This window comes from Enterobacter sp. 148H3 (assembly GCF_034107425.1).
Lineage (GTDB): Bacteria > Pseudomonadota > Gammaproteobacteria > Enterobacterales > Enterobacteriaceae > Enterobacter > Enterobacter vonholyi.
The window spans coordinates 83940-95729 of sequence record NZ_JAWNEI010000008.1 but is presented as its reverse complement, the minus strand read 5'-3'; the positions used below and the strand labels follow the sequence as shown (position 1 = coordinate 95729).

The 11790-nt window shown below is 55.6% G+C and carries 12 protein-coding genes; 6 read left to right on the top strand and 6 right to left on the bottom strand.

Going from position 1 to position 11790, the window contains the following annotated elements:
* Positions 1–8 precede the first annotated feature (8 nt).
* The 5 genes from USH94_RS13390 to USH94_RS13370 all read right to left on the bottom strand — a co-directional run bounded on the left by USH94_RS13390 (position 9) and on the right by USH94_RS13370 (position 5138).
* Complete coding sequence (locus tag USH94_RS13390) at positions 9–1706, bottom strand: ShlB/FhaC/HecB family hemolysin secretion/activation protein (protein ID WP_111964271.1); 1698 nt, start codon at positions 1704–1706, stop codon at positions 9–11.
* Between the two features lie 182 nt (positions 1707–1888).
* Positions 1889–2842: a GlxA family transcriptional regulator gene (locus USH94_RS13385; protein WP_111964270.1), complete on the bottom strand. Its 954-nt coding sequence runs from the start codon at positions 2840–2842 to the stop codon at positions 1889–1891.
* A 26-nt stretch (positions 2843–2868) separates the two neighbouring features.
* Positions 2869–3648 (bottom strand): MBL fold metallo-hydrolase, encoded by a 780-nt coding sequence (locus USH94_RS13380; RefSeq protein WP_111964269.1) that lies wholly within the window; start codon positions 3646–3648, stop codon positions 2869–2871.
* 122 nt (positions 3649–3770) lie between these two features.
* Complete coding sequence (gene nlpA / locus USH94_RS13375) at positions 3771–4571, bottom strand: lipoprotein NlpA (RefSeq protein ID WP_111964268.1); 801 nt, start codon at positions 4569–4571, stop codon at positions 3771–3773.
* 147 nt (positions 4572–4718) lie between these two features.
* Positions 4719–5138, bottom strand: a complete 420-nt coding sequence (locus USH94_RS13370; protein WP_111964267.1) for a GNAT family N-acetyltransferase — start codon at positions 5136–5138, stop codon at positions 4719–4721.
* Positions 5139–5279: 141 nt separating this feature from the next.
* On the opposite strand from USH94_RS13370, the gene USH94_RS13365 reads away from it, so the two are divergent.
* Positions 5280–5576 (top strand): YicS family protein, encoded by a 297-nt coding sequence (locus USH94_RS13365; RefSeq protein ID WP_023309843.1) that lies wholly within the window; start codon positions 5280–5282, stop codon positions 5574–5576.
* Between the two features lie 48 nt (positions 5577–5624).
* On the opposite strand, the gene USH94_RS13360 is transcribed toward USH94_RS13365, so the two are convergent.
* Positions 5625–6575: a LacI family DNA-binding transcriptional regulator gene (locus USH94_RS13360; protein ID WP_111964266.1), complete on the bottom strand. Its 951-nt coding sequence runs from the start codon at positions 6573–6575 to the stop codon at positions 5625–5627.
* Between the two features lie 293 nt (positions 6576–6868).
* Here USH94_RS13360 and USH94_RS13355 point away from each other — a divergent pair, with 293 nt between their 5' ends.
* The 5 genes from USH94_RS13355 (at position 6869) to USH94_RS13335 (ending at position 11740) form a co-directional block, all read left to right on the top strand.
* A complete protein-coding gene (locus USH94_RS13355) occupies positions 6869–7183 on the top strand; it encodes a PTS sugar transporter subunit IIB (protein WP_032644367.1) in 315 nt (104 codons plus the stop codon).
* 11 nt (positions 7184–7194) lie between these two features.
* The gene (locus tag USH94_RS13350) at positions 7195–8520 is read left to right on the top strand and encodes a PTS sugar transporter subunit IIC (RefSeq protein WP_023309840.1); all 1326 of its coding nucleotides are present in this window, start codon (positions 7195–7197) and stop codon (positions 8518–8520) included.
* A gap of 17 nt (positions 8521–8537) precedes the next feature.
* Positions 8538–9917: a glycoside hydrolase family 1 protein gene (locus tag USH94_RS13345; RefSeq protein ID WP_111964265.1), complete on the top strand. Its 1380-nt coding sequence runs from the start codon at positions 8538–8540 to the stop codon at positions 9915–9917.
* 2 nt (positions 9918–9919) lie between these two features.
* Positions 9920–10222, top strand: coding sequence for a PTS lactose/cellobiose transporter subunit IIA (locus tag USH94_RS13340; protein WP_029741865.1), 303 nt, complete (start codon positions 9920–9922; stop codon positions 10220–10222).
* 138 nt (positions 10223–10360) lie between these two features.
* A complete protein-coding gene (locus USH94_RS13335; RefSeq protein WP_111964264.1) occupies positions 10361–11740 on the top strand; it encodes a carbohydrate porin in 1380 nt (459 codons plus the stop codon).
* The last annotated feature ends 50 nt before the right edge of the window (positions 11741–11790 follow it).

Below are 11790 nucleotides of genomic sequence, written 5' to 3'. Positions count from 1 at the left end.
AGAGTCTCTTAAAGCATGAAGGCAATGCGCCAGTTAACGCTCACATGATCCGGGCCGAGCCAGTCGGGGTAGTGCAGGGGCGTCCCGACCGAAATCTGGCTGCTGTACCAGCGCCCTGCGCTGCTCAGCCCCACCGAGCCTCCCCACAGCGTGCCGGAGGCAAAGCGGTCCTGACGGTCTTTTTCCAGCCAGCCGCCGTCAACGGCGACCGTTGCGCTCACCGCGCCAATCACCGGAAGGGTGAAGAGGGAATACCCCAGCTCGTTGCGCCAGTAGCCGCCGTTGTCCCCGGACAGGTACTGCTCCTTAAAACCGCGCACGGAGCTTTCGCCGCCGAGCGTCAGGCGCTCAGAGCCGTACAGCCGGTCGGGCGACCACTGGCCGTAGGCGCTGGTCAGCCACCAGGCGTTACGGGCGACAGGACGCTGGAAGCTGGCGTTCAGGCTCCATTTACGGAATTCCGCGCGCGGCATATCCCCGGACTTATCTTCGTCGGTTTCGGCACTGAACCACGGCATGCCGTGGCTCCAGGTCGGGTTGAAGGTCGCCACGCCGCCCAGCATTTTTTGCGTGTGCGTAATGCCCAGAACCAGGCTGGAGAGGTTGCGCGTGCTGCTCTGAAGCGGCGCGTCGTTGAGCCAGTTGCGGCTGGAGCGCTGAACCACGCCAGCCGCAATGCCGGTTTTCACCTCCCCGTTGCGGAAGACCACCCAGGACGCGTTAACGCGGTGGGTTTTCGTATCGCCCGTGGAGAGCCAGTTGAAGCCCTGGTTACTGATGGTGGTCCGGTAGTTACTCCAGGCGTAGCTGTAGTCCAGTAATCCGTAGCCAAACGGCACGCTGACGCCCGCCTGGAAGTTCTGCGCATCGTACGCGCTGGCAAAATCGCTGCTGCGCCCGCCGCTGACAAACCATTTATCCGCCAGCCCCAGCATATTATTCGCGGTGAGCACGCCATTCAGCTGATTTTCACCGGTGCTCTTCTGCCCGCTATTATCCAGGCTTACCGATGCACTTAAGGGAAATTCCGGTTTTGCCGTGAGGTTAACGATGGAATATCCGGCCTGCGTTCCCGGAAGAATTTCAATCTGAACCGGTTCGGCACGCAAACGGTTAATTTGCTCCATGCCCTGTTCGATGTCGCGTAAATTAAGGATGCCGCCGACCCGTCCCGGAAACGCCATTTTCAGCATGTGCGGCGTTTCGCCTTCCAGACGGATCGCTTCCAGTCTGCCTTCCAGCACCACAATATTCAGCTGACCGCCGGAGAGATCCTGCTCGGTAAGAAAAGCGCGGCTGGTGATATATCCCCGGCTGATATACCAGTCAGAAATATGGGCGAGAAGTTCCGTTATTTTTGCCATATCCAGACAGCGGCCCTGCCACGGCGCGACAAGGGTCTGCCGGGTTTTCGGGGAGATTAAGGTCGCACCGGAAAGGGTAATGGTATGAATGGTGAAACAGGGTCCGGAGCCGGTAACAGGCAGCGGTCTGGCGGGCGCGGGACGAGGAATACTCCGCTCCAGCTCCTCACGCTGTTGCTGGTTCTGTAATAAAAGCTGCTGCTGTTGCTGCTGGATGGAATCGCGATCGGCTGGAGACAAGGGGGCAGCGTTAGCGCTCGCTGAAAAAAGCGCAACCGATAAGATAAAAATAATATAATTTGCTAATGAAATTATTCTCTTTTTTATTTTATTGCTATTCATCCATGCCACAAAATTATTCGCTATTAATATTTTCGAAATATAAGAGCATTCTTAATGCGAGTATATCTAATTTGCGTTAGGGCTCATCAAATAAAATATTTTTTTAGAAAAATGAGAGGTCGATTAAGAAAAAATAATAAATTATTTAACTAAGCCTTAAATCTTGAGTTAGCCCAAATAAACTAGCTGTGAAGACGAAAGGTTTTTCTCCATTCCGCAGGGCTCACCCCAAAACGAGCCTTAAACTGCTGTCGCCAGGTGATGGCGGAATTAAATCCCACCAGCTCAGCCACGCGCTCAATCGGCATATTTCCGGCTTCCAGCAGGATCTGGCTGCGCCGCAGGCGTTCGGCGGTCAGCCAGTCGGCGACGCTCATCCCCGTAGCGTTAACAAAATGGCGGGTCAGGGTGCGGCGGCTCATCGAGACGACCTCCGCCAGCGAGTCCAGACTATGCGGTTCGGTGATGTGCTGCTGAAGATAGTCGATCAGGCAGTTAATGCGTCCGTCGCGGGTATCTTTGGGAACCGGCTGGGCGATGAACTGCGCCTGACCGCCCTCGCGGTGGGGCGGTACAATCATACGGCGGGCAATCTGGTTGGCGACCACGCTGCCAAAGCGCTGGCGAATGATATACAGGCAGCAGTCCAGCGCGGCGGCAGTCCCGGCAGAGGTAATGATATTGCCGTCATCCACGTAAAGGGCATTAATATCCAGTCGAACGTTCGGGAAGAGGGACTGAAACTGACGTTCGAACTCCCAGTGGGTGGCCGCACGCTTACCGTCGAGGATCCCCGCCCAGGCCAGCACAAACGACCCCAGACACAGCCCGACGATTTCTGCGCCGCGGTCTCTCGCCTGCACCAGGCTGTCGAGCAGCGACTGCGGCGGGCGTTCAAGAACGTGCTGCCAGTAGGGAACGACAACAATATCGGCCTGCCCAATGGCGGTAAAATCCTGCGTGGCGTTGAGGGCAAATCCGTCTTTTGAGGTGAGGAATCCCGGCGTTTCGGCGCAGATCGTCACGTTAAAGCGCTTTTCTCCGGAGACCGAGTCGCCAAACAGAATGCAGGGAACGGAGTAGTGGAACGGGCTGAACCCGTCTACCGCGACAATCGCGACGTTGGCTAGCGGCATTTGTCTCTCCTTTCCCTTTTAGATACTCAGAATATAACGGTTTCGCCATCCAGGGGAATGCTCACTGCGTCACTCACCTGGTTGGCTTCAACGTACTCACGCAGCGCGCTGCGGGTTAACAGGCAGTGGTTAATGGCTTCCATATGGCTCGCCACAATTTTGGCCTGCGGCAGCAGGAAATGGACGTTGAGCACGTCCTCCTGCCCCATAATAATGGGCCCAAAGCCAATGACGTGAGCATAGCCGGCGTTCAGCACCACCACGTCCGGCTGATGCTTTTGCAGATCGGCCGCCACTTCGTCACGCCAGACGGTATCCCCGGCAAGATAGAGCGTCTTCTCATCAGGATGGCGGAGCACCACGCCACAGGCCTCGCCCAGCCGCTCCGCCAGTTCGGGCACAGCATATGCGCGATCGGTCCCGTGCTGCCCGCCATGGGTTTTCGTAATCTGAATATCGCCGAAGAAGGTCGCGTCGGTCATGATCGTCAGGTTGCTAAACCCCTGGCTGCGCAGCAGCGCGGCGTCAAGTTCGTTTTGCACGTAGATCGGCTTATCTTTGGCGATCAGCTCTGCCGCGGCGCGATCCCAGTGATCGTCATGAGTATGGGTGACGATCACCGCGTCGGCGTCCAGCAGCGTGTTGATGTCAACGGGGAGTTCAACCGTCGGGTTACGGCGTTCGGCATACGCCGTGCCGGGAAAGCCCGGATAAGCGCCCTTAGGGGCCAGCATCGGGTCGATTAAAAGACGTTTTCCGGCGTAGGTAATCAGCTGGGTGGCGTTGCGAATGTGGGTGATGTTCATGGGCTATCCTCCGGTTGGTGTGATAAGGAGGATAGCCAGCCGTCGCGCGTCATGCTGTGGGTTAAAGGGCGATTACCGATGGAATCGGGCCAATTTAAGCAAACCTTTTTCCATCAGATTGTTTACCAGCCTGGCACCGCCCCACCGTTAAAGATCGTCTCCGCCGCTTTCGCCACTTCAGGCGACTGATACGACTGGATAAATTCCTTCACGTTCTCGGCGTCTTTGTTGTCTTCGCGCGTCACCACGATGTTCACGTACGGCGAGTTTTTGTCTTCGATAAAGACGCTGTCATGCACCGGCGACAGCCCGGTTTGTTGGATATAGGTGGTGCTGATGATGGCGACATCGACTTTCGGGTCGTCCAGCACGCGCGGCAGCTGCGCCCCTTCGAGCTCCATGATTTTCAGCTGTTTAGGGTTGGCGGTAATATCCAGCGCCGTTGGCAGCAGCCCGGTGTCCGGCTTCAGGGTGATGAGCTTCTCTTTTTGCAACAGCAGCAGCGCGCGGCCGAGGTTGGTCGGGTCGTTTGGAATGGCAATGGTCGCCCCGTCCTTCAGATCAGAGACGGATTTGATTTTGCGGGAATAGCCAGCCATCGGGAAAACAAAGGTGTTCGCCACGGCCACCAGCTTGTAGCCATGCGCCTTGTTATCCTCTGCAAGGAACGGGCGATGCTGGAAGACGTTGGCATCCAGTTCCCCCTGGTTGGTGGCATCGTTAGGCAACAGCGAGCCGCTGAAGCCTACCAGCTCCACGTCCAGGCCATATTTCTCTTTTGCCACCTTTTTGGCGACTTCCGCCACGTCCTGCTCGGCGCCGTTGATGACGCCGACTTTAATGTGTTTGGCATCGTTGCCACTTTGATCGCACCCTGCCAGCAGCAGGCCAGCCAGTACCAGAGCACCCAATCGACGTTTCACAAGACAGTTCCTTTTGCTGAATGTTGTAGTGACTATATCGACAACGAGGCGGTGAAATAAAAACCGAAAAAGAATCAATAAGAAGGATAAGTTATATGCGGCTATGGCCGGGTGGCGCTGCGCTTACCCAGCCTACGGATTCAAAGCTTAAAGGGCTTTCGCCAGGTAATGTCGCTGCATGCCCGGATAAGGATAATCCTGCAAAGACATTTGCAGCTGGTACCCCTGTTTTTCATAGAACGGCCGCGCCTGGAAGCTGACGGTATCGACCAGCGCGTGCTTGCAGCCTTTGCGTCTGGCTTCCTCTTCGGCCGTTCTGATGAGCTGGCTGCCAACGCCGGATCCGCGCACGGTCTCGCTCACCCAGAGATAGTCGATATTCAGCCAGTCGCCTTTACGCACACCGATTAACCCGCCCAGCATGGCGCCATTATCGTCACGCACGTAAACGCCAACGTCGCCGCTAAAGGTCGCCATATCCAAAAATTGCGCGTTGTAGGCACGCAGCCCAACGAATAACTCTTCTTTTTCCTGCTGCGTAACCGTATTGGTAATGCTCAGTTGCATGACGTTCTCCCTGTTTTTGTGTGCTGTTTGACTATCTCACAGATACTTTACGGAGAAAATTCATACTTTCGGCTGGCGTCGCTACACTGAATGTAACGATATATTTCATGGGAAGCCTGTGACGTCAAAAGGGGATTGTTGATGAAAGCTGCACACCTTGTCTGCCTGCTGGTTTGTCTGCTGTTCGCCGCGTTTGTCCATGCTCAGGAAAAGGACGATCCCGCGAAAGAGGCGCAAATAAAACAGCAGGTCCTGAAAGATATTAAGAAAACCTGTACGCCACAGAAAAAGCAGAGCGATAAAGCCTGGCAGGAGATGATTTTGTCGTCCGAGGCCAATCAGCTGCTAATCAAAAATGCCATTACCGCCGTGAAGCGCGACAACCTGGACGCCTACTGGGGGGCGATTGGTCAGGTGGACTGTATGGAAGATTATTGAATGCTGCTTGCCGGGTGGCGCTGCGCTTACCCGGCCTGGAAAATATGTTTAACGCTTACGCACATCCGGAATAATTAAATCTCCGCGCAGCACATACGAGCCCAGCATCTGCGTTTTCTCCGTCAGCCAGCTCACGATACGCGCCGCCATGGCATCCATGGAATATTCAATCGCCGGGATCACCGGAATACCCGGCAGGTGCAGCGATCCGGCAAGGCTAAAGACCATGATGTCATCCGGCACCGATTTATTAAACGCCTGCAGCTGCGGGATCACCCGCTGGGCTTCCTGCTCGTCCGCCACCAGCAGCGCGTTGAAGTTCAGCGTGCTGGCGTTATTAAGCAGCTCCTGCAGCGCAACGGACGAAGACGTCGCGTCCATAAAGACCAGGTTGCGATTAAAGGGCAGGAAATTTTTCTCCAGCGCGTGCTTGTAGCCGAGCAGCACCTGGTCGGCAAAACCGCTGCCGTGGGGGTGGATCAGCGCAATCTGGCGACGCCCCTGGCTGGTGAGATAGTTACAGGCAGTTTCTGCGGCAAAAGCGTGATCGAACTGGATGCTGTTGGAATTATCAGAATCCATGCAGTCCACCAAAATGACGTTGTCCATGTCGACGTCCAGCGGGAAACGGGCGCCGATCACCAGGATGTCATCACAAAGCCCGCAGGAAAGTTCTTCAAGGGCGTTCATCACTTCCGCTTTGCTGTGCGCGAAACGCAGCAGCAGGTGTTTTTGATGCTGGCTGAGCTGTTTTTCCAGCGCGTACAGATAACCGGTGGTCTGGTTAATATTCTCCTGCGCGCAAATGACCCCAATGCAGCCCGTCGACTGGCTCAGCAGCGACTGGGCAATCACGTTGGGACGATAGTTCAGCTCATCCACAGCTTTCAGAACGGCCTGACGGCTGGCTTCCTTAACGCCACGCGACCCACTCAACACTCGCGAAACCGTGGCTTTAGACACCCCGGCAAGACGTGATACATCATTGATTGTCGACATCTTTTTCCCCTGGCAGGCTTACCTCGCGCCTGCAAATTCCATCACCGCTTCGGCTCACATTATAGCCAGAACGGAGTATATCCGTTTCCGTTTTCCATGGAAACCGATTTTCCGTTTCCACTCAAAATGCTGTCAAACCAGCCAAATTATGTGACACACATCCGGTTAATTAGCCTCATAAGTATTGGATCTTGATGGCTATCACAGTTCTGCTTTTTATAAATGGAAACCGGTTTCCGTATAATGTCCAATCATCCTCGCAATAACTTTTTACATTTAGAGGATGGTTGTCGATGTTCAAGATTATGCTGTGCTGCTCTGCCGGGATGTCCACCAGCCTGTTGGTCAGCAAAATGGTCGATGTCGCGAAAGAACGTGGTTTGCCGGTGAAGATTGATGCGTACGGTGTTTCCGAATTTGATACGCAGTTTCCGCAATACCAGGTTGTCCTTCTCGGACCGCAAGTGAAATACATGTTACAGACACTCTCAGACAAGGCGGCGACGCATGGCATTCCGGTACAGCCCATCGACATGATGGACTACGGCATGCAGCGTGGCGATAAAGTACTGGACTATGCTCTGTCGCTCATCGAAGCGGCACACTAAAAGGTGTTCACATGAGTTCGTTATATCAATCCATGGTCGCGGTGATTGAGCAGTCAATTACCCCGCTGGCCGCGAAGCTCGGCCAGCAAAAGTATGTGATTGCCATCCGCGACGGCTTTACCGCCGCGCTGCCGTTCATGATCATCGGCTCGTTTATGCTGGTGTTCATCTTCCCACCGTTCTCGGCGGATACCACCAACAGCTTCGCCCGCGGCTGGCTGGATTTCTCCCAGACCTACCGCGAGCAGCTGATGCTGCCGTTTAACCTCAGCATGGGCGTTATGACCTTCTTCATCTCGGTGGGGATTGGGGCGAGCCTGGGACGTCAGTTTAACCTCGACCCGGTGATGTCCGGCCTGCTGGCCTTTATGGCCTTCCTGCTGGTCGCCGCGCCGTATGCCGATGGCAAAATCTCGACCCAGTATCTCTCCGGTCAGGGCATCTTCACCGCGCTGATCACCGCGATTTACGCCACCCGCGTTTACGCATGGCTGAAGCAGAACAATGTCACCATTCGTCTGCCGAAGGAAGTGCCAACCGGCGTGGCGCGCTCGTTTGAGATCCTGATCCCGGTGATGGTGGTGATCGGCACGCTGCATCCGCTGAACCTGTTCATTGAAGCGCAGACCGGGATGATTATCCCGCAGGCGATTATGCACCTGCTGGAGCCGCTAGTGTCCGCCTCTGACTCCCTGCCCGCCATTCTGCTCTCCGTGCTGCTGTGCCAGATCTTCTGGTTTGCGGGTATCCACGGCTCGCTGATCGTTACCGGCATCATGAACCCGTTCTGGATGGCAAACCTCTCGGCAAACCAGGCGGCACTGGCAGCAGGCGCGGCGCTGCCGCACGTTTACCTGCAGGGCTTCTGGGATCACTACCTGCTGATTGGCGGCGTCGGCTCCACACTGCCGCTGGCGTTCCTGCTGCTGCGCAGCCGCGTTACCCACCTGCGCACCATCGGCAAAATGGGCGTTGTGCCAAGCTTCTTTAACATCAACGAGCCAATTCTGTTCGGCGCGCCGATCATCATGAACCCGATGCTGTTTATCCCGTTCGTGTTCGTTCCGCTGGTCAACGCCTGTCTGGCGTACGCGGCAACCAAGCTCGGCTGGCTGGCACAGGTTGTGTCATTGACCCCATGGACTACCCCTGCACCGATCGGCGCCTCGTGGGCGGCGAACTGGGCGTTGAGCCCGGTGGTGATGTGCCTGGTCTGTATGGTGATGTCCGCGCTGATGTACCTGCCGTTCCTGCGCGCCTATGAGCGTACGCTCATCAAAAACGAAGAGCAGAAGGCCCAGGCAACCGTCGGTGCCGCCGAGACCGCCAGCAATTAAGTCAAAGAGGAAGAGTCATGAAATACGCATTTCCCGATAACTTCTGGTGGGGCAGCGCAAGCTCCGCTCTCCAGACGGAAGGGGCAAGAGAGGGGGAAACCACGTGGGATTACTGGTTTGCCCGCGAGCCGAACCGTTTTCACAACGGCGTGGGGCCACAGCAGACCTCCACGTTTTATCAGCACTGGAAAACGGACATTCAGCTGTTGAAACAGCTGAACCACAACAGCTTTCGCACCTCGATTAGCTGGGCGCGCCTGATCCCCGACGGTATCGGTGAAGTGAACCCGGACGCGGTCGATTTTTATAATCAGGTCATTGACGAGCTGAACGAACAGGGTATCACGCCGTTTATCACTCTGTTCCATTTCGACATGCCGATGGCGATGCAGGAAATAGGCGGCTGGGAAAACCGCGACGTGGTGGACGCGTACGCCCGTTACGCGCAGATTTGCTTCGAGCTGTTCGGCGATCGCGTGCTGCACTGGTTTACCTTCAACGAGCCGATCGTGCCGGTGGAAGGCGGTTATCTGTACGACTTCCACTACCCGAACGTAGTGGATTTTCGTCGGGCAGCCACCGTGGCGTATCACACGGTGCTGGCCCATGCGAAGGCGGTTCAGGCCTACCGCGCCGGGCACTACGCGGGGGAGATCGGCATCGTGTTGAACCTGACGCCGTCGTATCCGCGCTCGCAGAACCCGGCAGACGTGAAGGCGGCGCACGTTGCGGATCTGATGTTTAACCGCAGCTTCCTTGACCCGGTCCTGCGCGGCGAATACCCGGCGGATCTGGTGGCGCTGCTAAAATCCTACGATCAATTACCCTCCTGCAAGCCGGAAGATGGTTTCCTGATTGCGGAAGGGAAAATCGATCTGCTCGGCATCAACTACTATCAGCCGCGTCGCGTGAAGTGTCGCGACAGCGCGGTGAACCCGCAGGCGCCGTTTATGCCGGAGTGGTTCTTTGATAATTACGAGATGCCGGGCCGCAAGATGAATCCGCACCGCGGCTGGGAAATCCACGAGCCGGGTATCTACGATATTCTGATTAACCTGCGCGACAACTACGGCAACCCTCGCTGCTTTATTTCCGAAAACGGCATGGGCGTCGAAAATGAGCAGCGTTTTATTGAAAATGGTCAGATTAACGATCAATACCGCATCGAGTTTATTTCCGAACATTTAGCCTGGCTGCATAAAGGGATTAGCGAAGGGTGTAATTGTCTTGGCTACCATATGTGGACGTTTATAGATAACTGGTCGTGGTGCAACGCGTATAAAAATCGCTACGGATTTATCCAGCTCGATTTAGAGACGCAGAAACGCACCATTAAGAAAAGCGGGGAGTGGTTTGCCGCCACCGCGTTAAATAATAGTTTTGAAAAAGAGTCATGATTATGATCGCATTAGAAGAAGCCGTAATGGAAATTATCGTCAATGCCGGGCAGTCCCGCAGCCTGTGCTTTGAAGCCCTGCACGCCGCGCGTCAGGGAAACATTGACGAGGCCAAAAGCCTGCTGCGCGAAGCCGATGGCTACGCGCGCCAGGCGCACAAGATGCAGACCAAACTGATCGAGCAGGATGCGGGCGAAGGCCGTCAGCCGATGACGTTAATCATGGTTCACGCGCAGGATCACTTAATGAATTCCTTATTAGCACGTGAATTGTCCGAAGAAATTATTCATTTATATCAGAGATAGCCTATGTCGAAATAAATTAATGTAACACCTCTGTACCTAAAACTAGAAATCCACTTGTTCTGATGATAGCGACATATTCTGTCAGATCGGAGCGGGATGGTTATTGTCTGAATAAAATTAAACTATATTGAGATAACCATGAATACGATTAAAAAACTTCCATTAACCATGGCGGTTATCGCCGCGCTTTGCCCAATTTCCGTGCTCGCACAGGAATTCACGCAGGAACAAATCGACGCCATTGTGGCGAAAGCGGTGGATAAAGCCCTGGCTGAACGTCAGGCCAAAATGGATGCTGCCGTCGCGAAAAAAGCGGACGTGGTGACCGAGCCGCAAAGCGCGGCGCAATCTCCGGATATGGCGATTCCGTTTGGGGTTAAATTTACCGGCTACGCCCGATACGGCGCGCACTTCCAGGCCGCCGATCAGAAATACGTGGCGGTGGACGGTTCATACAACGGCGCGTCCGCCATTGGTCGTCTGGGCAACGAAGGCAACGGCGGGGAATTCCAGCTTTCCAAGGCCTTTAAAGGCGAAAACGGCGCCATCTGGGATATCAACGTGATGATCGACCACTGGGGCGACGAAGTTAACCTGAAAAAAGCCTACGCAGGGGTGACCAACATTATGGCCTCCAACCCGAACGCCTATTTCTGGGCCGGTCGTGACTTCCACCAGCGTCCGCAGCAGGGCATCAACGATTACTTCTGGATGAACCACGACGGCCAGGGCGCCGGGGTGAAGAACTTCGATATCGGCGGCGTGCAGTTTGACGTCGCCGCCGTGGCGGCGGTGGAATCCTGTAGCCCGGAAGTGATGGAAGATGAAGCCAACCCGTCGCGCATCACCTGTACCGGCGGGTCCGGCACGGGCGACAAAGGCAACTACGCCGCGACCTCAAAAATCCACGGCATGAAGCTCGGCCCGATCGACATGGAGCTTTACGCCAACTACGGCTTTGACTCCAAAGCGGTGGAGAGCGACGAACGTCTGAACGCGTGGCAGGGCGGCGTGGTGCTGAGCCACACCAACGACAGCGGCGTGAACAAGGTGATCGCCCGCTACTCCGATAATTCGGACAACAGCGTGTTCAATAAAACCGAAGACCTGACCACGGTCTACGCCAGTTTCGAAGGGCTGTACAAATTCACCCAGGCCACGCAGGTGGAGTACATCCTCGCCTTCCACGACTACGACAACAGCCGCGATAAGACCGATAACCGTAAGAACTACAACGCCATCGTGCGTCCGATGCACTGGTGGAACGACGTTCACTCCACCTGGCTGGAAGCAGGCTGGCAGCACGTTGACTACGACAACGGCGGCGACAACAAGGGCTGGAAGCTGACCCTGTCGCAGAACATGTCTATCGCCATGGGGCCAGAGTTCCGTCCGATGCTGCGCTTCTACGTGACCGGCGGCAAAGTGGATAACGCACGCACCGCGCGCGTGAACAACACCAAAGACGAAACGCTCGACGACTTCAACGTCGGCGCGATGTGGGAGGCGTGGTTCTAGTACAGCGCCGTTTGTTTCGCCCGGCGGCGCTGCGCTTGCACGGGCCTACA